This is a genomic window from Photorhabdus sp. S10-54 (assembly GCF_963878145.1).
GTDB lineage: Bacteria > Pseudomonadota > Gammaproteobacteria > Enterobacterales > Enterobacteriaceae > Photorhabdus > Photorhabdus kayaii.
In genome coordinates, this window is sequence record NZ_CAWNXG010000012.1 from 104,944 (window position 1) to 128,258 (window position 23,315).

The following is a 23,315-nucleotide window of genomic DNA, read 5'->3' on the forward strand; positions in this document are numbered from 1 at the left end:
TAATTTTTATTCCGGCCTTTAGAGCATACTATGATCCACATCACAGAGAGTAACTCATTCCACTAAAAATTGATCAAGGATCATAATATGAAAAACGTAAAATATATCGCTATTGCTTTAGCTTTAAGTGCTATCTCTTTTGGTAGTATGGCGGCAACAGAAGTTCAAACTTCTTCTTCCCCTAAAATTGGTGTAGTTTCTGTAACGGGGGCTGATACTTTGGAAACCCTAAGTACCGAATTGTCCAAAAAAGCTGACAAAGCAGGCGCATCTTCTTTCCGCATTATCTCTGCCAGCGGTAAGAATCAATTATCAGGTGTTGCTGAGATCTATAACTAATTTATAGTAGAGCATACTGAACCCTGTCCCTGTCAGGAGATATCAGAACACGCCGTAGGATGATGTTTATCCCGGCGTGGTTCTGGGCTTCTAGGCAGATACAATCCTGCTATTGGAGAGAGAGTGAACGTTACTGAAAACTTTCAGATTATCCACAGATACCTCGCAAGACAGCATGTCCTAACGCTTTGTACAGCAACCGGTGATGATATTTGGTGCGCAAATTGTTTCTATGTTTTCAATGCCGATGAAATAGCCTTCTGGTTTATGACTGAACGTCATACTCGCCACGGTGAAATGATACAGGTAAATCCACAGGTTGCAGGTACTATTGCCGGGCAGATTCGTAATATTGCACAGATAAAAGGTATTCAGTTCAAAGGAGAAGTCATTCGTCTTGAGGGTGAAAAAGATAAAGCGGCCAGAGCACGTTATTGCCGCCGTTTTCCTGTGGCAATTGCTGTTAAAACACCTATTTGGCAACTGAATCTCAATGAAATAAAGATGACTGATAATACGCTTGGATTTGGTAAAAAAATCTGCTGGCAGCGATAAAATTATCTTAATCTATGAATAATCTGGTTATAGCTACCACGCCATAGTAAACCGGGTTCATAAAGATCTTGTATAAACTTGCCATCCACTAGCACATTAATATAGCTGGTAATTTCCCGTTGAATTTCGCTAAGTTCTTTTAGCCGATAACCCGTCCAAAGCCAAATATCCTTGTCTGGGCACTCTGCTTTAACCCGTTTTACCAATTTCAGGATTGCGGGTGTGTTGTGTGGATGTAGGGGATCTCCACCAGATAAAGATAGTCCTTGTCGTTTAATGCGTTTGTCCTGTAAATCAAAAATTACACGGTCTTCCATTTTCTGAGTAAATGGTTGGCCGGAGTTCACCCGCCAGGTACTTTTGTTATAACAACCGGGGCATTGATGTTCGCACCCCGCGACAAATAGTGTGCAGCGTGTTCCGGGGCCGTTGACCACATCAACAGAGTAGTATTGGTGGTAATTCACGTTGTCAGCCTGCCTTAAATTAGCCTAATTGCCCATTTGTCAGATGTTTTACTCTGCGTTTCACTTCTTCCTGTTTGCCTGCATTGAATGGGCGGGCATCGGGGCTTCCCAGATAACCACAGACTCGGCGGATGACTGATACTCTGGAAGGTTCATGATTGCCACAACGTGGACAGGTAAACCCTTTACTGGTACAGGAGAATTCACCGGTGAATCCACAGTCATAGCATTTGTCGATGGGGGTATTGGTACCGTAATAAGGGACACGTGAGTAGCTGTAATCCCAGACATTTTCCAGTGCTTTTAGATTATGTTGCAAATTAGGATATTCGCCGTAACAGATAAAACCGCCATTTGTTAGTGGTGGATAAGGGGCTTCAAAATCCAATTTGTCATAAGGATTGACCTTCTTTTCAACGTCAAGATGGAAGCTGTTGGTGTAATAACCTTTGTCTGTCACTCCTTCAATCACTCCAAACTCAGCGGTGTCAAGGCGGCAGAAACGGTCACATAGATTTTCACTTGGTGTGCTGTATAAACTGAAACCGTAACCTGTCTCTTTTTTCCATTGATCAGTGGCTTTTCGCAGATGATCAACAATTGAGAGTGCTTTTACACGTAATTGTTGATCATCAAATAGATGAACTTGATTGCCATACAATGCGTTAATGGTCTCATGAATACCAATATAGCCCAGAGAGATAGAAGCCCGGCCATGCTTAAAGATTTCAGCGATATTATCATCGGCTTTTAAACGAACCCCACAGGCCCCTTCCATATAAAGGATTGGTGCAACTTGTGCTTTGACACCTTCCAAGCGGGTAATACGGGTCATTAGTGCTTGCTTTGCCAGTGCCAGACGTTTGTCTAGTAATTGCCAGAAATGTTTTTCATCTCCTTTGGCTTCGATAGCTATCCGAGGCAGGTTCAAACTGATAACCCCTAAGTTATTGCGTCCTTCATGAATTTGTTCCCCCTTTTCCTCATAAACACCGAGGAAACTGCGGCAACCCATCGGGGTTTTAAAAGAGCCGGTGACCTTAACCACTTGATCATAGTTAAGAATATCTGGGTACATTCGCTTACTGGCACATTTGAGAGCCAGTTGCTTGATATCGTAGTTAGGATCACCGAGTTTGTGATTTAGGCCATCACGGATAGCAAATACCAGTTTGGGGAACACTGCTGTTTTGTGGTTCTTACCCAAACCAGCAATGCGGTTACACAGAATAGATTGTTGGATTAGACGGGATTCTTTTGATGTACCCAGACCAAAGCCAAAAGTGACAAAAGGAGTTTGTCCGTTGGCGGTATGCAGTGTATTAACTTCATATTCCAGTGATTGAAAAGCGTCATAACACTCTTTTTCTGTTCGTACTTCGGCATAAGATTTTTTATTGGTGATATCCCACTGTTCGGCAATGGCCAAGTGTTTTTCATAGCTGGCTTTAACGAAGGGGGCCAATACTTCATCTATACGATTGATGGTGGTACCGCCATAAATATGGTTGGCAACCTGAGCGATAATTTGAGCCGTTACCGCTGTTGCGGTTGAAATGGATTTTGGTGGTTCTATTTCGGCATTACCCATTTTGAACCCACTGGTTAGCATGCCTTTTAGGTCGATTAGCATACAGTTAAACATTGGGAAAAAGGGGGAATAATCGAGATCATGATAGTGGATTTCGCCTCTTTCGTGAGCCAATACCACATTACGCGGCAGAATATATTGTTTGGCATAATTTTTAGCAACAATCCCGGCCAGCAGATCCCGTTGAGTTGGAATCACTTTGCTGTCTTTATTGGCGTTCTCATTGAGCAGGGAAGCGTTACTCTGTTCAACTAAGCCACGGATTTCTTGATTAAGTCGGCTGTGTAATTCTCGGACAGTATCTCTGTCGTGACGATATTGAATATAGCGATGGGCAAGGTGCTTACGGTTGTCTGCTATCAATTGCTTTTCTATTGCGTTCTGAATATCTTGTACATCAACTTGCCTGTAGTTAGCCATTGATTGCGTTATTGTGGATGCAACTTGGATACAATACTCATCATCTGTCATGTCAACGGCAGAAGTGGCCCGTTTTACGGCATCTCTGATACGTGTTTCATCAAATGGTACTTGGCGACCATCCCGTTTTATCACAACAGTTTTCACAATATGACTCCTTGAGAATATTATCCAAAAGGGCAAACTATTCTCGTTTTGATATCTAGCTTAAAGATAGATGTTGCTATATATAGTTTTATTTTTATATTTAAACACAATATATAGTAATTTTGGGTGGGATAATCACGATCTCATTTGATCTAAAACAAAGAATGGAGACTTAATATTTAAGGTCTAGTGAGAAGTACAACCCCTTGGTCAGTAACTAACCAAGGGGTTGTAGAAAACAGGGCAGGGATTATTTACGAATCGCGATAGCTTCGATTTCGATTTTAACGTCTTTTGGCAGACGGGCTACTTCAACACAAGAACGCGCCGGGAAAGATGCATTGTGTTCTTTGAAGAATGCTTCATAAGTTGCGTTAACGGTACCGAAGTCATTCAGGTCTTTAACGAAGACAGTTGTTTTAACAATGTCACCTACAGTGAGACCGGCTTTCTCAACGATAGCTTTAACATTTTCCAGTGATTGACGCGCTTGAGCGGCGATATCTTCTGCGACATCACCTGTTTCTGGGTTGACTGGGATCTGGCCGGAAGTGATGACCATATTGCCTAGATCAACACCCTGAACATATGGACCAATTGCAGCAGGGGCTTTATTGGTATTAATCTCGTATGACATAGGTTCTCCTGTTAATGTGATAACTATACCCGTTATCTTTCAAGTTGCCTCTTTGTTGGCTGCACTCACTCACCCCGGTCACATAGTTTGCTATGCTCCCGGGGATTCGCTCCCTTGCCGTCGCGATGCATCTTGAAATCCATAGGGTATAAAATGAATATTTCATCAAGGTACTATTATAGTGTCCGCTTCTGCCTCAGCAACTGACATAGGGAGTTTAATCGTTGAGTATTACGACATTGCGATCAAACTCTTTCTCGCAGTATTTGCAGGTTAGCACCACATCTTCCGCTGTTACTTTAACTCGAAAACTACTTTCTACGGGCTCATTGTGGCTGATACAGTTGCTGTTAGGGCAGATTAATACGCTGTCGATACGCTCAGGCAAGTTAATGGGAAGTTTCTTCACAACCTCGTAGTCTTCAATACAGTTCACCGTTGCATTTGGCGCATACATAGCAAGCTGGTTAGCTTGTTGTTCTGTCAGGAATGTATTTTCGATTTTGATGAGATCTTTTTTACCTAGTCGATTAGAAGGCAAATTCAGGCCGATGGTAATGCGTTGATCGGTTTCAGTTAGCTTAAATAGAGAGAGTAGTTTGAAGCCGACCTGAGCAGGGATATGGTCAATCACTGTACCGCATCTAATAGCTTCGACTTGTAGTTTATGATCTTGGGTCATAGTGTTTTGTATGAATACATTGTAGTGACCACTTTCTGTATTCATCCTCCAGATATATTGTTAAGAATCGACACGTCTTCTATTTTAGGTGGTGTCATCCTGTTTATCCAGATGAAACGTAGATAAATCAATATTATCTTACTGTTGTTATTCCATATATTTAGCTTTAATCGTCATTGTTATAATAATATTATATTGAGTTTATTTATTTTGGTTATTTTGTTTGAATTATTTTTCTTATTGAATGCTATTGTTTTCAAATTAAAAGATAATTTAATATCTTAAGATTAATGGTTGACAATAGATTGATTTTAAAAAATTTAATTAATGTTTGTTGGTAATGTAAAGGTTAATAGATTATTTATGTCAGAAGTTTAGTTTTAAATTAATATGTTTTTCCATTAAATTACTATTAATAATGTGATTTGTTCGATTAGATAAAATGAAGAATAAAACTTTAAAGTATTTAAATAGTGAGAGAGTAAATATATTGTTTACAATTTCTATTGAAAAATATCTTGGTTGGAGAATTATTAATAGAACTTTAATAAATGATTTCGATGAACCTTTAGACATTTGGTTTTGGTAAGTTATTTAAATTTAACCTTGAGGAAATTATACTTGCATGTAATGCAAATATTGGTGGCCCAACAACTGCCGCAGCGTTAGCGATTAGTAGAGGTTGGATAGGATTAGTTGGGCCTATTATGGTTATTGGAACGGTAGGATATGTGATTCAACTATATTGGGACGATTGTTTATTCTGTTGTTACAGAGATTTTGTGAAATTAATCATAATATTCTTAGGTTAATATTAAAAAATTATAATTTTGTTTTCCCTCCTTTGTTGTCAAAGGAGGGAGCCGGGCAGTGTGTAGACAAAAGTGACGGTTTTTGTGTGCACTTTACTGCCCGGGGATACTGTCTTGCTCACTGGATGGGCAAGACGTATTTTGGCATCACATTGAGTTTGTCTTCGATACCGAAAATGGTAAACAGACTGATTAATCGCTATCCCAGAAGAAAATAATAACCCATTATATTCATGGATAAAGCAGTACTTTCTCTGCTTTAATCATTCATTTAAAACTAAAGATAATAGAGCCTGACGAGCATAAATACCATTCTCAGCCTGTTGGAAATAATAAGCATAAGGCGTTTTATCTACATCGACAGTAATTTCATCAATACGTGGCAATGGATGCAGAACTTTAAGGTTATCTTTCGCTCCGATCAGATCGGAAGCGCGCAGAACAAATTGTGCTTTTACGTTGGCATATTCGGATGGATCAAGACGCTCTTTCTGTACACGAGTCATATAAAGAATATCTAGCTCTGGTAATACTTCTTCAATATTAGCGTGTTGGCTGTAGGTCGCACCTCTTTCATTTAGCATATGAAGAATATGGTTTGGCATGGCCAACGCTTCCGGGGCGATAAAATAAAAGTGATTGCCATTAAATTTCGCCAGCGCTTGTGATAGCGAATGGACCGTGCGGCCATATTTTAGATCACCAACCATAGCGATATTCAGACTATCCAGCCGTTGCTGAGTTTCCTGAATAGTGAACAGATCCAGCAAGGTTTGAGTCGGATGTTGGTTAGCGCCGTCACCGGCATTGATAATCGGAGTGTCACCGGAAAATTCAGAAGCCAGACGTGGGGCACCTTCCTGTGGATGGCGTATCACGATAGCGTCAACATATTGGCTGATAACGGAAATAGTATCGGCTAGCGTTTCACCTTTCTTACCCAGAGAGGTGTTACTGCTGTCTGAGAAACCGACAACTGAAGCGCCAAGGCGGTGGATTGCTGTTTCAAAAGAGAGGCGAGTACGGGTGGAGGCTTCGAAGAAACAACTGGCGATAACCTTGGGTTTCAGCAATTCAGGTTGTGGTCTGGCTTTCAGTGCAGCAGCAGTCTGCAACACCAATTCCAGATCTTCGCGGCTCAGATCATTTATTGAGATGATATGTTTGCGATATAACGTATTAGCCATTTTTCACTCTCCTCTAATGCTGACATCCGGGGTGGCGATCATGAATTGATTACCGGGCAAAAAAAAGCCCCTCATTGAGGGGCGTTAAGTGATTGGTTTAGCAACGGGAAAACAATGACGGCTGGCTGCCTTTCTTCAGGCAGTTGTGCTTGATGACAAAAATAAGCGCTGTCTTTCATGATTTCTCCCGGCAAATTGTGGCGCATTATACTCGTGAAAAATCCTACAGCAAGCATTTGACCGAAGAAAAATAATGTTGTCAGGATCATATCTTTAAAGACATAATCCTGAGCATATTCCAACTAATTAAATTTTAAGATCATTTGCTAATGTTGCTACCATTACCGCTTTAATGGTATGCAGGCGATTTTCTCCTTGATCAAACACAATACTGTGCTCTGATTCAAAAACTTCATTGGTAACTTCCAACCCTCCATACATATTAAATTCAGCAGCGAGTTGCTTGCCTAATACCGTTTCTTCATCATGAAATGCTGGCAGGCAATGCAGGAATTTTACCTGTGGATTGCCTGTCATGTTTACTACATCCATATTTACTTGATAAGGTTTTAATAGGTTAATGCGTTGTTGCCAAACTTCTTTTGGTTCGCCCATAGAAACCCAGACATCGGTATAAAGAAAATCAGTATTTTTAACCCCTTCGGCGATATTTTCCGTCAGAGTAATTTGGCCTCCTGTTTTTTCAGCCAGTTTCTGACATTCAGTAACCAGTGCGGCATTGGGCCAGTACTTTTCAGGGGCAATCAACCGAACATCCATGCCCGTTAGTGCCGCGGCTTCTAGCATGGTATTACCCATATTATTACGGGCATCCCCTAAGTAGGCGAATTTGATTTCTGACAACGGTTTTTCTGGTTGATGTTCCTGAATAGTTAGCAGATCTGCTAGTAGTTGAGTAGGGTGAAATTCATCTGTTAGCCCATTCCATACCGGAACACCTGCATATTTTGCCAGTGATTCAACGATTGTCTGGGCATAGCCGCGATATTGAATACCATCATACATACGGCCAAGTATACGGGCGGTATCTTTGATCGATTCTTTATGGCCAATCTGGTTGCCACTGGAACCGAGGTAGGTGATATTTGCTCCTTGATCGTAAGCTGCCACTTCAAATGAACAGCGGGTACGGGTGGAATCTTTTTCAAAAATCAGCACAATATTTTTGCCTGTTAACAGGGCTTTTTCTGTACCAGATTTTTTAGTCGATTTTAATTCAGCAGCTAGCTTTAGCAAGGCATGAATTTCTGCTGAGGAAAAATCAAGTAGCCTTAGAAAATGACGCTGATGGAACGGATTCATTGTTTGGTGTCTCCGTATTTATTGTTTGCATTTAAATTCAATCTATATCTATAAAAATGCAATTTCAACTCCGTATTAGATTTCTTTGATGTAAACAGTGGTTAGCCCGCCTGTGGTGTGGGAGAATGAGTATTGGGACGGCCAACTGCTTGAGGATATTAGGTATGGCAAATCAAAGAGACTTAGAAGAACAACGCGAAGAAACGCGGCTTATTATTGAAGAATTACTGGAAGATGGTAGTGATCCAGATGCACTTTATGCCATTGAGCATCACTTTTCTGCTGAGGATTTTAGTCTGTTGGAAAAGGCTGCGGTTGAAGCCTTTAAACTGGGTTATGAAGTGACTGATGCGGAAGAATTGGAAGTCGAAGATGGTACTATTCTGATGTGTTGTGATGTTATCAGTGAGTGTGGATTGAATGCAGAACTGATTGATGCCCAGGTTGAACAGTTAGTGAATCTGGCTGAAAAAATTGGCATTAATTATGACGGTTGGGGCACTTACTTCGAAGATCCTGATGAGCAAGATGAAGATGATTTGCCGGAGCAGGGTGAGAGTAGACTTCATTAGTATAATTAGTATGTTAAGAATCCTGTGTTAGCTCTGGTCGTGACTGATGCATGTGATTCAAAACAAAATAGTCCTTATCTGCTTTGGCGAATAAGGACTATTGCATTTTAACCGACTATCTTATCAAACCATGTTCCCTGACTTTTGAAAGAATAGTTCCTCTCCTAATTTGGTTTGCCTCGGTGTAATTATGACATTGGAAAAATATTATTCTTTTGTATATTCTCCTTATTTGATAGTAAATAAGGTTGTTTTACTATTATGATTCCGTTCTGACAGCAGGATAATGGTGATTTCTATTACCCTAAATTTTCTTACATAAAATAAATTTTAGATAATCATTTTTATCATTTATAGTCCAGATGCTGGTAAATGGGGTAAAAAGTATTAATTTAATCGGAAATGGATATGATTGATTATTAGGATGTATTCATATAATTAACATGGTTTTTACTCTATATTATCAACTTAATATAAAGGTCTTATATATTGATCTTAATTATGTCAATAAAATAATGTTAATTTAGAGAAGGTATTTAAAATGGCTAATGTAAGTAATATTAGGGAAATTATTAATATACCCAAAAGAAAATCTATGTTGTGGTAGGTGATATTTGGGTACCGTGGATTGGGCGTCAGGATGAAAGCAAAAAGGCTATACCCTATGGATTTCAAGATGCATCGCGACGGCAAGGGAGTGAATCCCCGGGAGCATAGGTAACGATGTGACTGGGGTGAGCGAGTGCAGCCAACAAAGAGGCAACTTGAAAGATAACGGGTATATACAAATTATTAAGAGAAAACCACCTCTAGCAAGCAGAGGTGGTTATTTTCTTATTTGGAAACATCAGTACCGAAATATTGAGTGGAAATGCGTAAATAGGTGCCATCGGCTTTGATATCGGCTAGTGCCTTATCGATAGCGGCTTGTAATTCTGGCTCGCCTTTACGAATTAGCACACCGACTGGATCGCCATTGGGTTCGGACGCGACAACTTTTACCGGTGCATTGGGTTTGTGTTTCCTAAAATCGAGATAGGACAGATTATCGTTGATAGTGGCATCGGCTCTGCCCGTAGCAACCAAATCGATTGCCTGATTAAATCCTTCGGTAGGGACGATTTCCGCACCGAAATGTTTTGCTAACTGGGCGTAATTACTGGTTAAGCTATGGCTTGAGGTTTTACCTTTCAGATCGCTGAACGTTTTTATACTGTCATTATTTTGCCGGGTGATAAGTACGGCTTTAGATATGATATACGGGTTGGAAAAGTCATATTTCTTTTTGCGTTCTGGTGTGATAGCGACCTGATTGAGTACCGCGTCATAGCGTTTGGCATCAAGCCCGGCAATAAGCCCATCCCACTTGCCTTCGGTAAACTGGGCTTTGACATTCAGACGTCGTGCGATTTCGCGGCCAATATCAATATCAAATCCAGTTAAGGCTCCGGAAGCATCGTGATAAGTAAATGGTGGATAGGTTCCTTCGGTAGCGATTTTGAATACGCCTGCTGATTTAATGTTATCAAGGCCAGATTCTGCATTAGCAGAATATGCAATACCGAATTGAATGACACCCGCTAATAATGCGGTAAGCAACATTTTCATTTTCTTTCTCCAAACTGTTAAGAAATCTATTTGATGGTAATGAACTGATTCTCAGATCAATTACGGCAAGGTTATTTTAACGGTGGGTTATATCTCCCAATCCGGTAAAGTATTGGTTAAGGTTGAAACAAATTCCACAGTACGTTGTTTAAGGGCGCGAGTGAAAATCGTTTTCGACGTTCCCGATTCGACGATTTCCCCGGATTCTAAAAATATGACGTCGTGGGCAAGATTTGCTGCCAAACGCAGATCATGGGTAGCCATTAACATTGTAGTTCCCTCTTTGGCCAACTGCTTTAATACGGCAACAACTTCCTGTGATAATTCAGGATCAAGTGCGGAAGTTGGCTCGTCGCATAATAACACTTTGGGTGAAGGTGCCAGTGCTCTGGCAATCGCTACGCGCTGTTGCTGACCACCGGATAGTGTGGTTGGAAAGACATCGGCCTTGTGTGACATGTCAACCTTTTCCAGTAGTTCAAGTGCTCGTTGTTTGGCCTGTTCACGTGACCATTTCTGAACCCAGATTAACCCTTCCATGATGTTTTCAATGACGGTGAGGTGAGGGAAAAGCTGAAAGTTTTGAAACACCATGCCGGTTTGTTGGCGGATCCGTTGTATATCCTTGTGAGTAATCCGCCCTTTGCCGGTGAAGGTCATGCTTTCATTGCCGATTTGGAGCTTTCCGGCCTGGGGAGTTTCTAATAAGTTGATGCAGCGTAATAGCGTGCTTTTGCCACTTCCGGACGGGCCAATCAGTGCGGTCAGGCTGCCTTCCTCAATGGTAAGATCGATTTTTTTCAGGACTTTTTGCCCGTCAAAACTTTTTTCAATGCCGGAGAGTTGAATCATCTTTTAATTCCTGTGTGTCACTCTTTTGCGAAAACTTCTTTTCCAGACGGGCTTGTAGTGATGACAATACTGAACTGATTATCAGATAAAGTATTGCTGCCTCAGTATAAAGAATGAGAGGTTGATAAGTCACCGCTGCAATGCGTTGTGCAGCAAGGAAAAGCTCCGGTACGGTAATGACTGAGGCTAGTGAAGTATCTTTCACCAGTGAAATAAATGTGTTTGAGAGTGGTGGGATAGCGATTCTTGCGGCTTGAGGTAGAATGATCCGACGCAATGATTGTGTCCAGCTCATGCCGATAGAATAAGCCGCTTCCCACTGCCCTTTTGGTACAGACAATAAAGTGGCGCGAATTATCTCAGAGGTATAGGCGCCAATATTTAACGTGAAACCAATCACTGCCGAGGTAAATGCGCCTAACGTAATGCCAATGCTAGGTAAGGCATAAAAAATCAGAAACAGTTGTACCAGCAACGGTGTGCCGCGGATCAGCCATACATAGAATTTGGCGACAGCAATAAGTGGTTTCGGCCCATAAAGCCGGATGAGCGCAACAATAAAACCCAGTATGATACCGAGAGTAAAGGTAATAAGAGTTAGTGGAATAGTGAAAGTAAAGCCCGCATAAAGCATAGGCCAAAAAGAATCGAGTACTAGATTAAACCAGGAGGGCTCCATATATTTTCCCTATTGTGTGTAATATAACGATATATTTATATGTGATTTTTTTAAATATCATATTGCAAGCTGTCAATTTATATATATAAAATAAAGTTATATCATATGGTTATTTTGGATATATAAAAAAATTATATAAATTAATATATATAATATTTGGCTAAAATATTTTCTGATTACTCAATTCAACACGGTTGATGATAAAGTTCCCTGGTTAGAGTTTGTATTCAACTTTTAGGGAACTGTCTATCTGAATAAGATAATCTTTCACTTATTTGGGAAGATTATCGCCAAAATATTGAGCCCAGATACGCTGGTAAGTGCCATCGGTTTTGATGTCAGTTATTGCTTTATCAATAGCAACTTTTAGTTCTGACTCGCCCTTGCGGAGCAAAACCGCTGTTTGATCTGCATTGGGGGTTGCTGCAACAATTTTTACTGGTGCGTTTGGCTTATGCTTCTTATAGTCCAGATAAGATAGGCTATCATTAATAGTGGCATCGGCTCTGCCGGTACTAACCAGTTCGATTTCTTGACTAAATCCATTAGTGCCGATAATTTCTGCGCCATTATCTCTGGCTATTTGAGCAAAGTTGTTGGTTAGAGTATGTGCTGAGGTTTTGCCTTTTAAATCGCTGAATTTTTTTATGTTATTATTATCTTTATTAATGATAAGTACCGCTTGCGATGTGATATAGGGGATGGAGAAGTCATATTTTTTCTTGCGCTCAGGTGTAATTGCAATTTGATTAATTACTGCATCAGAACGTCCGGCATCCAGCCCGGCAATAAGTCCGTCCCATTTTCCTTCAATAAATGTTGGTTTGACATTCAATCGGTGTGCAATTTCACGGCCAATGTCGACATCGAAGCCAGTTAAAGTACCCGAAGCATCGCGATAAGTGAATGGTGGATAAGCGCCTTCCGTTGCTATTCTGAGTGTGCCGGTGGATTTAATCTTATCAAGGGTTGTTTCTGCATTAGCTGAATATACGAGACTGAATTGGATAGTGCTTGCCAATAATAGGGTAAGGATTGTTTTCATTTTGTTTCTCCGGGTTGTTATAAATTAGTGAATTAATTTATTACTACCTTAATAATTCCCGCTGAAATAAATTATTTATAACAATAAATAATTGAGTATTTAATTGAACTAGAATTGCATTATTGGTTTCCTTTTTACTTGTAATAATGTATTTATATGATTTTACTCTCTGTATAATATGCTAAATATAATGATTTATATATAAAATAAAATTATATCATATTGTCATTTAAGATATGTAAATTTAAAAATGAATAAAATAAATATTAACTTATGTTAAGGAGATAGGTGTTGTTATTTTCAATATTTTTGATGATGTTTATATAGAATGAGTTGAATTTATATTTTATTATTAATTTTATCGTTTACTATTTAAATTAAAAAGCCACTGCAATTCATTGTCAGTGGCTTTGGTGAGAATTTACTTTTTGAAAATATTACAACGCGGCAATTGTTTCTTTCTGAGCCAGCAGCTTCTCTTTGGATGTATTGCAGCTTGCCAGACGTTCACGCTCTTTGGCTACAACGGCTTCGGGCGCACGGCTAACGAAGCCTTCATTTGACAGCTTACTTTCAATGGCGCCAATCTCTTTATCCAGCTTCTCAATCTCTTTATTTAAGCGGCTTAGTTCAGCTTCTTTATCGACTAAGCCAGCCATTGGGATTAATACTTCTGCACCATTAATCAATTTAGTGACAGAAATCGGTGCTTCTTCATCCGTAGACAGAAGAGTCACAGAAGATAAGCGGCCCATTGCCTGAATAAAATTCAGATTTTCTGCTACACGGCGTTGTGCGCCAGCATCGGCATTACGCAGCAGAACTTCCAGTGGCTTACCCGGTGCGATATTCATTTCAGCACGGATATTACGTACTGCAATAATCGCTTCCTTAATCCATTCCAGATCGGTCAGTGCCAGTTCATCAGTTTTTTCTTGAGCAAATTCTGGGAACGGTTGCAGCATAATGGTATCTGCCTCAATTCCCTTCACCATTTTCACTCGCTGCCAGATGGTTTCGGTGATAAATGGAATAATCGGGTGAGCCAGGCGCAATAATCCTTCCAGAACTTCAATCAGCGTATGACGGGCACCACGAACTTCCGCTTCTGAACCTTTGTTAATTGCCGGTTTAGAGAGCTCCAGATACCAGTCGCAGAACTGGTTCCAAGTGAATTCATAAAGAATATTGGCCGCTATATCGAAACGATAGGTATCCAGTGCTTCACGGTAGGCTTTTACTGTCTGGTTAAATTCAGCCAGAATCCAACGATCAGCCAACGATAGCGCCATTTCGCCGCCATGTTGGCCGCAATCCTGGCCTTCTGTATTCATCAGAACAAAGCGGCTGGCGTTCCATAATTTGTTGCAGAAATTACGGTAACCTTGCAGGCGTTTCATATCCCAGTTGATATCACGACCTGTTGAGGCCAGCGCTGCTAACGTAAAGCGCAGGGCATCGGTACCATGCGCTTCAATACCAGCCGGGAACTGTTTTTCGGTACGTTTGCGGATTTTTTCAGCCAACTGGGGCTGCATCATATTGCCGGTGCGTTTTTCCAGCAGTTCTTCCAGAGAAATACCGTCAACCATGTCCAGTGGGTCAATAACATTTCCTTTGGATTTGGACATTTTCTGACCTTCGTCATCCCGTATAAGACCGGTCATGTAAACAGTCTTAAAGGGAACCTGAGGTTTGCCATTTTCATCTTTGATGAAATGCATGGTCATCATGATCATACGGGCAATCCAGAAAAAGATGATATCAAAGCCACTCACCAACACATCGGTTGGGTGGAAAGTTTTCAGCGCGTCAGTTTGTTCTGGCCAACCAAGGGTAGAGAAAGTCCATAAACCGGAAGAGAACCAGGTATCCAGTACATCTTCATCTTGGTTTAAAGAGATATCTGTGCCCAGATTATTTTCACGACGCACTTCTTCTTCACTGCGGCCAACATAGACATTACCGTTGGCGTCATACCATGCCGGGATGCGGTGGCCCCACCATAATTGGCGAGAGATACACCAATCCTGAATATCGCGCATCCAGGAGTAATACATATTTTCATATTGCTTAGGTACAAACTGGATATCACCATTTTCAACGGCTTCGATAGCCACTTTCGCCAGAGGCGCAGTACGGACATACCATTGATCAGTCAGCATGGGTTCAATAACCACACCGCCGCGATCGCCATATGGAACGGTTAGATCATGAGCTTTAATTTCAACCAGCAGGCCCAGTCTTTCGAACTCTGCCACGATAGCTTTACGGGCAGCAAAACGCTCTATGCCTTGATATTCAGCCGGAATATCAGAGCCGTAAATATCAGAAATCTCACCATGAGTATCGAAAACTTCTGCTTTATAGCGGATGTTGCCATCAAGAGTCATGATATTGATCATCGGCAGGGCATGGCGCTTACCGACTTCATAGTCATTGAAGTCATGGGCAGGTGTAATTTTTACGCAACCGGTACCTTTTTCCATATCCGCATGTTCATCACCGATAATAGGAATGCGGCGGTTAATCAATGGCAGAATAATTTCTTTGCCGATTAAATCCTTATAGCGCGGATCTTCTGGGTTAACTGCTACGCCGGTATCGCCTAACATAGTTTCAGGCCGGGTAGTTGCAACGATCAGGTAATCTTTCCCTTCTGCGGTTGTGACACCATCGGCCAGTGGATAACGTAGATGCCACATAGAACCCTTAACTTCACGGTTCTCAACTTCCAGATCGGAAATTGCAGTGTGCAATTTCGGGTCCCAGTTAACCAAACGTTTACCGCGATAAATGAGATTTTCTTGATACAAACGGACAAAGGCTTCTTTTACGGCGTTGGATAGACCTTCATCCATAGTGAAACGCTCGCGCTCCCAGTCAACGGAGTTGCCCAGACGACGCATCTGATTGGTAATCGTGCCGCCGGATTCTGCTTTCCACTGCCAAATCTTATCGATAAATGCATCACGGCCATAATCGTGACGGGTTTTGCCTTCTTCTGTTGCGATCTTGCGCTCAACCACCATTTGAGTAGCAATACCTGCGTGGTCAGTACCGGACTGCCATAAAGTATTTTTACCCTGCATTCGTTGATAACGGATCATGGTATCCATAATGGTTTGCTGAAACGCATGGCCCATATGCAGGCTGCCGGTCACGTTTGGTGGCGGGATAACAATACAGAAACTCTCACGGCGGGTATCGCCGTTAGGCTTGAAGTAACCACTTTTCTCCCAATGGTTATAAAGAGGCTGCTCAATTTCTTTAGGATTGTACGTTTTATCGAGAGATGGCTCGGCTTGCGTTTGAATTGCGGGTGTTTTTTCCATTTTATCTTGATACTTAGTATGTTGGCGGCGTTGCCATGGTCAAATTAAAGCCGACGCTGCGATATGATTTATATCGTTCACGCGCCAACTGTTTCAAATTTTCATCTATAGGAACGAAGTCTATCACTTCATGGAAAGCGGTGGCAAAGTCTGCAAATTGTGGCAACAGATTTATTAGGATATCACGGGGAGCGTTTCCCCGTTTTTGCGGCCAACATAACTCAACTGGTGCGCCATATCTTGGCCCTTCACCCGCCAGATTATGTGGGACGAACTGATGAGGCTCCCGTTGCCATAAGGCTTCATCTAACTTTTCTGCCTGTTGCTGATTTTCACAGGCAATTAGCACCCGTTTTCCTGCTCGCCATTGGTCAGCCGCAAATTGGCATGCCAGCCATTCGTGAGCTTGCAAATCTGCTTGAGGTGATGGCTGTTCCAGTAAATAAAACGTGGCACTTTTCATAATGTCTCTGTTACGGAGAAAGGGCATTGTCAAATGCCCTTTTGATAAACTAAGAGAGGAATCAAATCAATCGTCGTTATTGATACCGGTACTTCCTGCCCGATTTAACAGGAATTGTGACAGTAGTGCAACCGGGCGACCTGTTGCACCTTTTGCTTTACCTGAACGCCAGGCCGTACCCGCGATATCCAGATGTGCCCAGTGATATTTTGTTGCGAAGCGGGACAGGAAACAGGCGGCGGTAATCGCACCACCCGCACTGCCACCGGTATTCGCCAGATCGGCAAAGTTAGAATCGATTTGTTCGAGAAACTCGTCAGTCATTGGTAGGCGCCATGCGCGATCACCGGATTGTTCTGAAGCATTGAGTAACTCATGGGCCAGGGGATTATGGTTGGATAGCAATCCACTGTAATGATTACCAAGAGCTGTTATGCAAGCACCGGTTAGTGTAGCGATATCAATGACCAATTCTGGATCAAAACGTTCAACGTAAGTTAACGCATCGCACAGAACCAGACGGCCTTCGGCATCGGTATTGAGCACTTCGACAGTCTGGCCAGATAGGGTGGTTAAAATATCTCCAGGCCGGTAAGCGCGCCCTCCTGGCATATTCTCACAGCCTGCTATGACACCGATGACATTGAGCGGTAATTGTAGCTCAGAAACCACACGCATCACGCCATAAACTGTTGCAGCCCCACACATATCGTATTTCATCTCATCCATGCCACCCGCAGATTTGATTGAAATACCGCCGGAGTCAAAAGTCAGCCCCTTGCCAACCAAGATGATGGGTTTGGCATTTTTATCAGGACTGCCTTTATATTCCATGACTGACATCAGAGATTCATTCTGAGAACCTTGACCAACCGCCAGATAGGCATTCATGCCTAGCTCTTTCATCTGCTCTTCACCAATCACTTTTGTTGTAATATGGCTATTGGCAGAATCTGCGAGCTGGCGTGCCTGAGAAGCCAGATAAGCTGCATTACAGATATTGGGAGGCATATTACCAAGATCTTTGGCCGCTTTGATACCGGCAGCAATGGCAAGGCCGTGCTGGATTGCACGTTCACCGCTGGTTAGCTCCCGACGGGTCGGAACATTGAAAACCATTTTACGCAGTGGGCGGCGCAACTCATTTTTATTACTTTTTAGCTGGTTGAAAACATAGAGAGATTCTTTTGCTGTTTCTACCGCTTGGCGCACTTTCCAATAATTATTGCGGCCTTTAACATGCAATTCTGTTAAGAAGCAAACAGCTTCCATTGACCCCGTTTCATTGAGGGTATTGATAGTTTTCTGAATAATCTGTTTATACTGGCGTTCATCCAATTCGCGCTCTTTACCACAGCCGATAAGCAGAATACGTTCAGATAACACGTTGGGAACATGATGCAGCAACAGTGATTGACCAACTTTGCCTTCTAGTTCACCGCGGCGCAGTAATGCACTGATGTAACCGTCACTTATTTTATCAAGTTGTTCAGCGATAGAGGAAAGGCGGCGAGGTTCGAAAACGCCGACAATGATACATGCACTACGTTGTTTTTCCGGGCTACCGCTTTTTACACTAAACTCCATGCGTTCTCCTGAATCTTAAAGACAAAGATGGATGCTATCGCTAAAATATAGCGCTTCGCATTAATCTACCCCATAGAAAATTAACTATTTATGTTAAGCTAAACGCACTATTTGTTATTATTTAGCTAACTATATAAGTATGTTCTGACTGGGAACCTGAATATGGAATGCTTCGATATCATTTTAGCAGTGAGGAAGCCAAACTGATGCACATAATAAATGGTATATATACAATGAAGTTAGCGATTTTCCTGCAAAAAGACAAGTTTTCACAGGCGTAATAAGCGTGATCATCATTAGATATCTGGTACGGGAAACCCTGAAAAGCCAAGTTGCGATACTCTTTATCCTTTTACTGATCTTTTTCTGTCAGAGATTAGTTGAAATTTTGGGTGCCGCAGTGGAAGGAAACGTCCCGGCAAATTTAGTTTTATCCTTGTTAGGATTAGGTGTGCCTGAAATGGCGCAGTTGATTTTGCCCCTGAGTCTGTTTCTTGGGGTGTTGATGACTTTCAGTAAACTCTATACTGAAAGTGAAATTACTGTTATGCATGCGTGTGGTTTGGGCAAGCGTGTGCTGGTGGTTTCGGCGCTTATTCTGGCGTTGTTAACTTCCGCGTTAGCGGCAGTGAATGTCATTTGGGTCATGCCGTGGTCCTCGAAATATCAAGAACAGGTGGTGGCTGATGCTAAAGCTAACCCAAGTTTAGCAGCGATCATGGAAGGGAGGTTCAAACCTTCCGAGGATGGTAATCTGGTGCTCTATATTGGCAACGTGCACGGCAATAAATTTGAAAACGTATTCCTTGCCCAACTTCGCCCCGTTGATAACCATCGTCCTTCTGTGGTGATCTCTAATGGCGGGCATATGGTGGAGCGACCTGATGGCAAACAGGTGGTCGTCCTTAATCATGGTACGCGTTACGAAGGCACTGCAATGCTGCGTGATTTTAGGATCACTGAGTTCCGTGATTATCAAGCGATTATCGGGCATCAGACTTCAATCGTAGATAATAATAAAGTTGAACAGAAGTCTATTATCCAGTTATGGCAGGATAATGATAAGGACTCCCGCGCTGAGTTCCATTGGCGTTTGACTTTGGTGCTCTCGGTACTGATTATGGCTATGATGGTTGTACCGTTAAGTGTGGTGAACCCACGTCAAGGGCGAGTGTTAAGCATGTTGCCCGCAATGTTGCTTTATCTGATTTTCTTCTTATTGCAAAGCTCTCTGCGTTCTAACGGTAGTAAAGGCAAATTGGACCCGATGATTTGGATGTGGCTGACTAATGGGACTTATTTGATGTTGGCGCTGGTTCTCAATATTTGGGATACGTTGCCGGTGCGTAGGATCCGGGTTCGTTTCAACGGCAGAGGAGTAGCCTGATGTTTGGTGTATTGGATCGTTATATCGGTCGGACTATTCTACAGACTATTCTGATGACGCTGTTTATGCTGGTATCACTCTCCGGTATTATTAAGTTTGTTGAGCAGTTAAGAAAAGTGGGGCAGGGGGAATATACTACTATTTCTGCTGGTCTTTATGTTTTGTTAAGTGTGCCGAAAGATATTCAGATATTCTTCCCGATGGCAGCTTTGCTTGGCGCCTTACTGGGGCTTGGTACGCTGGCAACCCGTAGTGAGTTGGTGGTTATGCAAGCTTCTGGATTTACCCGTATGCAGATTGCTGGCTCAGTGATGAAAACGGCTATTCCGTTGGTGATCCTGACTATGGTTATCGGAGAGTGGGGCGCGCCACAAGGTGAGCAAATGGCGCGTAATTACCGGGCTCAGAAGATGCTTGGTAGTTCTCTGGTTTCAACAAATAAAGGTATGTGGACGATAGATGGGGCCGATTTTATCTACATCCAGCGGATTGTGAGTGATACGGAGATTAAAGGCGTCAATATCTATCATTTTAGTGATGATAAAAAACTACTCTCTGTAAAGTATGCAGCCAGTGCGGTTTATGATAAGGATAACGACTTGTGGAAGCTTTCTCAGGTGGAAGAATCTGATCTGACAGACAGCAAAAAAATCACCGGATCACAACGTATTTCTGCTGACTGGAAAATTCTCCTAACGCCAGAACAGTTGAATGTGGTAGCACTTGAGCCTGAAGCGCTTTCCATCAGTGGCTTATATCAGTACATCAAGTACCTTAAGCAGAGTGAACAGGAATCAGGTCGTTATCAACTGAATATGTGGAAAAAAATATTTGCGCCGCTTTCAGTTGCAGTGATGATGTTAATGGCACTCTCTTTTATCTTCGGACCACTGCGCAGTGTGCCGATGGGAGTAAGGATGGTAATAGGGATCAGCTTTGGCTTCCTATTTTATGTACTTAATGAGATCTTTGGTCCACTGAGCTTGGTGTACAGCGTGCCAGCGGTTTTGGCGGCACTGTTACCAAGCCTATTGTTCCTTACTGTGAGTATTTATTTACTCCTTAAGAGACAGTAGTTTTTAGAAATCGAGGAACTATACCCAATGGATTTCAAGATGCATCGCGACGGCAAGGGAGTGAATCCCCGGGAGCATAGGTAACTATGTGACCGGGGTGAGCGAGTGCAGCCAACAAAGAGGCAACTTGAAAGATGACGGGTATATAGGGATAGGGTTTTTGGCTAAGAACCCTATCCTGAGCATCTCGATTTTAAGATGTAATAAGGATCAAGCCTGATGATGATTCCTCGACAATGCTGTTACCAGTTGATTAACCCCGGTTGTTACGCTACTGAAATGGCTGTGTTGTTTACGAGTGATCACCACAAACACCCCAATATTTTGTTCGGGGATCATTGCCATATACGTATTAAACCCGCCGCCGCCGCCGGTTTTCTGATAAATACCCGGTATATCGCGACGGGCGTTCATGTAAACCCAACCAAGGCCAACGCCATCTGCCTGACCGGCAACATCCATCCCTTTAATTGAAGCCAGAGCGGAACGCTTAAAATAAATACCTTGTTCACGGCTTGCGGTCTGTTTACGTAACTGACTGTCTGATGATAAAAATTGCTGCATCCAGTGCTGCATATCTTTTGGCGTTGAATAGATTCCACCACTGCCAGCTGCCGCAACAGTATTAAGACACGGACTCGGCTTATAACTTTCCATCAAACGAGCACACTGAGAACGGTTTGGCGTCAGTGTAGTGTCTTTCATGTAATAAGGGCCGGTGATCTTATCGTGTAACAAACGGGTATATGGCTTACCCGTAGCCTTGGAGAGCGCATCTGCCAATAAATCGTAAGCCAGATTGGAATAAGATGCTGTTGTGCCTGGCGCTGAGTCTAATTGAGCTGTTTTTAACCAGACCCAGCGATTGGCTTGTGTAGGCCAGACAAAAACAGGGCGCCCCCATCTACCTCCCGGCTGCTCACGAGGTAAGCCACTGGTATGGCTTGCCAGGTGGAACAACCGGATAGGTTGAAGAGGGCTGTATTGGGGCACTTTCACACCATAATAGCTATAGTCCTGCAACGGATCGGTGGAGCGCAGAATTTTATCCTCTTCGAGCTTGATCATAATTTCACTGGTCATCAACTTAGTTAGCGAGGCAATACGGATGATTGAATCGGGCTTTGGGCGAATGCCATTTCCCGGACGGGTTTCACCGAAACTGCGGTAAACCGTCTGATTATTATCAATCACCACCATCGCCATGCCTTGCGCATTGCTGCCGTTGAAAATATCCTGTGCATACTGATCAACCAACTGAGAAGCTAGCTTTTTAGTTCTCGCATTGCCTTCGAACACTTCCCATTTCAATGGTTGTTTCTTCGGTTGCAGAAACTTTGCCGAAAATGTTTTATTTGAAGAAGAGCAGGCTGTAAGAGCCAACACGATGGCAGAAACAGAGAAGAGCTTAAAAAACTGTTTATTCATTTTGAATTGACCAATCAGGCATATTTCCAGTGAATTCACAAACAGGATAAAGATAGCGAAAGTGACTATTTATTCTTTTTAAACAATGCCATCAACGCGCCAATGACAATGCCCAAAAAGATTCCGGCGCCAATCCAGCTAATAATCGTCATAACCATTTACCTCATAGCGAATTATCATGCTGAGATTATATAAGGTGATTATAGGTTGTCTATCGACGTCAGGTAGAAAAGATATTACTGGGTGTATTTATTTAGAGCTTTGATGTTCAGTAATTGAACGCGCGTTTGTGTTGAATCGATGGGTTTGATCTTTTTTTCGACACTTAAACCAAAGTTATAAGGATAACAGTTGCTAACAGATCGCTGACAGGTATAATGACCCTCGTTTTCCGCATACTACTTCAGTGCCGAAGTGGCGAAATCGGTAGACGCAGTTGATTCAAAATCAACCGCCTTCGGGTGTGCCGGTTCGAGTCCGGCCTTCGGCACCATTTGACCTTCCAGAGACGTCCATAATCTTCCATAATCACCTGAAAAACAATAAATTACTCGGTTTTTGAATCTGTAATCGTCCATTTGTATCCGTTGGCATCCATGATATTTGGGGGTCAAAGTGGGGGGCAGTTCTTTTTGATAATGAGTTGACCTCCAAATTATGCCTTTAACAGACATGGAAGCTCGTGCGGCAAAGCCCCGTGAACTTACCGATGTACAAGGTTTGTATCTTCTCATCAAACCCAATGGCTCAAAACGCTGGTATCTGAAATATCGGTTTGCGGGTAAAGAAAGCCGGATTGCTTTAGGTGCATATCTTCAAGTCAACGCTGGGGAAAGCTAGAGAGCAATGCGATAGGACTCATTGAAGCTGAATATATGTTTGAGACTACATTGTCAAAAAAAATTTACTCACCTACTTGAATTAAGTCGGTGTCCATATATACCCGTAATCATTGAAGATGCTTGATTTTATCCGAAATGGGGATCATTATCCTCACTATGAAAATATTTATTACATCAGAACAAAAAATCAAACTTGAGCATCTTCACGACACCACTCGTGATGGTCAGGTACGAGACAGAATAAAAGCTATCCTTCTGGCTTCTGAAGGGTGGAGTTCTGT

The 23,315-nt window shown here is 42.2% G+C and carries 20 protein-coding genes, 1 tRNA gene and 2 pseudogenes; 9 read left to right on the top strand and 14 right to left on the bottom strand.

Annotated features, from left to right (window positions below; all coding sequences use genetic code 11):
• Positions 1–87 precede the first annotated feature (87 nt).
• Both bhsA and AACQ83_RS09275 read left to right on the top strand, forming a co-directional pair.
• Positions 88–339, top strand: a complete 252-nt coding sequence (gene bhsA / locus AACQ83_RS09270) for a multiple stress resistance protein BhsA (protein WP_112877214.1) — start codon at positions 88–90, stop codon at positions 337–339.
• 123 nt (positions 340–462) lie between these two features.
• The gene (locus AACQ83_RS09275) at positions 463–894 is read left to right on the top strand and encodes a YhbP family protein (protein WP_112877215.1); all 432 of its coding nucleotides are present in this window, start codon (positions 463–465) and stop codon (positions 892–894) included.
• Positions 895–896: 2 nt separating this feature from the next.
• Here AACQ83_RS09275 and nrdG read toward each other — a convergent pair whose 3' ends face one another.
• From nrdG to pyrI, 4 genes are all read right to left on the bottom strand, one after another.
• Positions 897–1,361, bottom strand: coding sequence for an anaerobic ribonucleoside-triphosphate reductase-activating protein (gene nrdG, locus AACQ83_RS09280; RefSeq protein ID WP_112877216.1), 465 nt, complete (start codon positions 1,359–1,361; stop codon positions 897–899).
• A 19-nt stretch (positions 1,362–1,380) separates the two neighbouring features.
• Positions 1,381–3,519, bottom strand: a complete 2,139-nt coding sequence (nrdD, locus tag AACQ83_RS09285) for an anaerobic ribonucleoside-triphosphate reductase (RefSeq protein ID WP_112877217.1) — start codon at positions 3,517–3,519, stop codon at positions 1,381–1,383.
• A 250-nt stretch (positions 3,520–3,769) separates the two neighbouring features.
• Complete coding sequence (ridA, locus tag AACQ83_RS09290; protein WP_036810177.1) at positions 3,770–4,156, bottom strand: 2-iminobutanoate/2-iminopropanoate deaminase; 387 nt, start codon at positions 4,154–4,156, stop codon at positions 3,770–3,772.
• 217 nt (positions 4,157–4,373) lie between these two features.
• On the bottom strand, positions 4,374–4,838 hold the full coding sequence (pyrI, locus tag AACQ83_RS09295) for an aspartate carbamoyltransferase regulatory subunit (RefSeq protein ID WP_112877234.1): 465 nt from the start codon (positions 4,836–4,838) through the stop codon (positions 4,374–4,376).
• Positions 4,839–5,455: 617 nt separating this feature from the next.
• On the opposite strand from pyrI, the gene AACQ83_RS24610 reads away from it, so the two are divergent.
• Complete coding sequence (locus AACQ83_RS24610) at positions 5,456–5,650, top strand: DUF819 family protein (protein ID WP_345770229.1); 195 nt, start codon at positions 5,456–5,458, stop codon at positions 5,648–5,650.
• Between the two features lie 263 nt (positions 5,651–5,913).
• On the opposite strand, the gene pyrB is transcribed toward AACQ83_RS24610, so the two are convergent.
• Positions 5,914–6,837, bottom strand: coding sequence for an aspartate carbamoyltransferase (pyrB, locus tag AACQ83_RS09300; RefSeq protein WP_112877218.1), 924 nt, complete (start codon positions 6,835–6,837; stop codon positions 5,914–5,916).
• A gap of 306 nt (positions 6,838–7,143) precedes the next feature.
• A complete protein-coding gene (gene argF / locus AACQ83_RS09305) occupies positions 7,144–8,160 on the bottom strand; it encodes an ornithine carbamoyltransferase (protein ID WP_112877220.1) in 1,017 nt (338 codons plus the stop codon).
• 164 nt (positions 8,161–8,324) lie between these two features.
• On the opposite strand from argF, the gene rraB reads away from it, so the two are divergent.
• Positions 8,325–8,732 (top strand): ribonuclease E inhibitor RraB, encoded by a 408-nt coding sequence (gene rraB / locus AACQ83_RS09310; RefSeq protein ID WP_011148570.1) that lies wholly within the window; start codon positions 8,325–8,327, stop codon positions 8,730–8,732.
• An 834-nt stretch (positions 8,733–9,566) separates the two neighbouring features.
• Here rraB and AACQ83_RS09315 read toward each other — a convergent pair.
• From AACQ83_RS09315 to pepA, 7 genes are all read right to left on the bottom strand, one after another.
• Positions 9,567–10,340: an amino acid ABC transporter substrate-binding protein gene (locus AACQ83_RS09315; RefSeq protein ID WP_112877221.1), complete on the bottom strand. Its 774-nt coding sequence runs from the start codon at positions 10,338–10,340 to the stop codon at positions 9,567–9,569.
• A gap of 87 nt (positions 10,341–10,427) precedes the next feature.
• Positions 10,428–11,192 carry an amino acid ABC transporter ATP-binding protein gene (locus AACQ83_RS09320; RefSeq protein WP_112877222.1) on the bottom strand — a complete coding sequence of 255 codons (765 nt, stop codon included), beginning with the start codon at positions 11,190–11,192 and terminating at the stop codon, positions 10,428–10,430.
• Positions 11,170–11,871, bottom strand: coding sequence for an amino acid ABC transporter permease (locus AACQ83_RS09325; RefSeq protein WP_112877223.1), 702 nt, complete (start codon positions 11,869–11,871; stop codon positions 11,170–11,172). The genes AACQ83_RS09320 and AACQ83_RS09325 overlap by 23 nt, the downstream gene beginning before the upstream one ends.
• A 271-nt stretch (positions 11,872–12,142) precedes the next feature.
• Positions 12,143–12,916 (bottom strand): amino acid ABC transporter substrate-binding protein, encoded by a 774-nt coding sequence (locus tag AACQ83_RS09330; protein WP_112877224.1) that lies wholly within the window; start codon positions 12,914–12,916, stop codon positions 12,143–12,145.
• Positions 12,917–13,353: 437 nt separating this feature from the next.
• Positions 13,354–16,251 carry a valine--tRNA ligase gene (locus AACQ83_RS09335; RefSeq protein ID WP_112877225.1) on the bottom strand — a complete coding sequence of 966 codons (2,898 nt, stop codon included), beginning with the start codon at positions 16,249–16,251 and terminating at the stop codon, positions 13,354–13,356.
• 13 nt (positions 16,252–16,264) lie between these two features.
• Positions 16,265–16,714 (bottom strand): DNA polymerase III subunit chi, encoded by a 450-nt coding sequence (locus AACQ83_RS09340; RefSeq protein WP_011148563.1) that lies wholly within the window; start codon positions 16,712–16,714, stop codon positions 16,265–16,267.
• A 66-nt stretch (positions 16,715–16,780) separates the two neighbouring features.
• Entirely contained in the window at positions 16,781–18,301 is a 1,521-nt protein-coding gene (pepA, locus tag AACQ83_RS09345; protein WP_112877226.1) for a leucyl aminopeptidase, read from the bottom strand.
• Positions 18,302–18,587: 286 nt separating this feature from the next.
• On the opposite strand from pepA, the gene lptF reads away from it, so the two are divergent.
• Together lptF and lptG are read left to right on the top strand one after the other, a co-directional pair.
• Positions 18,588–19,688: an LPS export ABC transporter permease LptF gene (gene lptF / locus AACQ83_RS09350; protein WP_112877227.1), complete on the top strand. Its 1,101-nt coding sequence runs from the start codon at positions 18,588–18,590 to the stop codon at positions 19,686–19,688.
• Entirely contained in the window at positions 19,688–20,764 is a 1,077-nt protein-coding gene (gene lptG, locus AACQ83_RS09355; RefSeq protein WP_112877228.1) for an LPS export ABC transporter permease LptG, read from the top strand. Before lptF ends, lptG begins: the two co-directional genes overlap by 1 nt.
• 210 nt (positions 20,765–20,974) lie before the next feature.
• Here the strand turns inward: lptG and ampH are convergent, their stop codons facing one another.
• Entirely contained in the window at positions 20,975–22,192 is a 1,218-nt protein-coding gene (gene ampH, locus AACQ83_RS09360; protein WP_112877229.1) for a D-alanyl-D-alanine-carboxypeptidase/endopeptidase AmpH, read from the bottom strand.
• Between the two features lie 408 nt (positions 22,193–22,600).
• Here ampH and AACQ83_RS09365 point away from each other — a divergent pair.
• The 3 genes and pseudogenes from AACQ83_RS09365 to AACQ83_RS09375 all read left to right on the top strand — a co-directional run.
• Positions 22,601–22,685, top strand: a tRNA-Leu gene (locus AACQ83_RS09365).
• A gap of 164 nt (positions 22,686–22,849) precedes the next feature.
• Positions 22,850–23,045, top strand: a pseudogene (locus tag AACQ83_RS09370) (Arm DNA-binding domain-containing protein); the annotation flags it as partial.
• A gap of 145 nt (positions 23,046–23,190) precedes the next feature.
• Positions 23,191–23,315, top strand: a pseudogene (locus tag AACQ83_RS09375) (IS630 family transposase); the annotation flags it as partial.

What these genes read in the sequence shown, in the direction of transcription:
- argF (WP_112877220.1), bottom strand. Translation starts at nt 8,160, where the DNA reads ATGAATCCGTTCCATCAGCGTCATTTTCTAAGGCTACTTGATTTTTCC.
- pepA (WP_112877226.1), bottom strand. Translation starts at nt 18,301, where the DNA reads ATGGAGTTTAGTGTAAAAAGCGGTAGCCCGGAAAAACAACGTAGTGCA.
- lptG (WP_112877228.1), top strand. Translation starts at nt 19,688, where the DNA reads ATGTTTGGTGTATTGGATCGTTATATCGGTCGGACTATTCTACAGACT.
- AACQ83_RS09320 (WP_112877222.1), bottom strand. Translation starts at nt 11,192, where the DNA reads ATGATTCAACTCTCCGGCATTGAAAAAAGTTTTGACGGGCAAAAAGTC.
- AACQ83_RS09335 (WP_112877225.1), bottom strand. Translation starts at nt 16,251, where the DNA reads ATGGAAAAAACACCCGCAATTCAAACGCAAGCCGAGCCATCTCTCGAT.
- ridA (WP_036810177.1), bottom strand. Translation starts at nt 4,156, where the DNA reads ATGTCATACGAGATTAATACCAATAAAGCCCCTGCTGCAATTGGTCCA.
- AACQ83_RS09325 (WP_112877223.1), bottom strand. Translation starts at nt 11,871, where the DNA reads ATGGAGCCCTCCTGGTTTAATCTAGTACTCGATTCTTTTTGGCCTATG.
- pyrB (WP_112877218.1), bottom strand. Translation starts at nt 6,837, where the DNA reads ATGGCTAATACGTTATATCGCAAACATATCATCTCAATAAATGATCTG.
- pyrI (WP_112877234.1), bottom strand. Translation starts at nt 4,838, where the DNA reads ATGACCCAAGATCATAAACTACAAGTCGAAGCTATTAGATGCGGTACA.
- bhsA (WP_112877214.1), top strand. Translation starts at nt 88, where the DNA reads ATGAAAAACGTAAAATATATCGCTATTGCTTTAGCTTTAAGTGCTATC.
- AACQ83_RS09315 (WP_112877221.1), bottom strand. Translation starts at nt 10,340, where the DNA reads ATGAAAATGTTGCTTACCGCATTATTAGCGGGTGTCATTCAATTCGGT.
- rraB (WP_011148570.1), top strand. Translation starts at nt 8,325, where the DNA reads ATGGCAAATCAAAGAGACTTAGAAGAACAACGCGAAGAAACGCGGCTT.
- AACQ83_RS09330 (WP_112877224.1), bottom strand. Translation starts at nt 12,916, where the DNA reads ATGAAAACAATCCTTACCCTATTATTGGCAAGCACTATCCAATTCAGT.
- AACQ83_RS09340 (WP_011148563.1), bottom strand. Translation starts at nt 16,714, where the DNA reads ATGAAAAGTGCCACGTTTTATTTACTGGAACAGCCATCACCTCAAGCA.
- ampH (WP_112877229.1), bottom strand. Translation starts at nt 22,192, where the DNA reads ATGAATAAACAGTTTTTTAAGCTCTTCTCTGTTTCTGCCATCGTGTTG.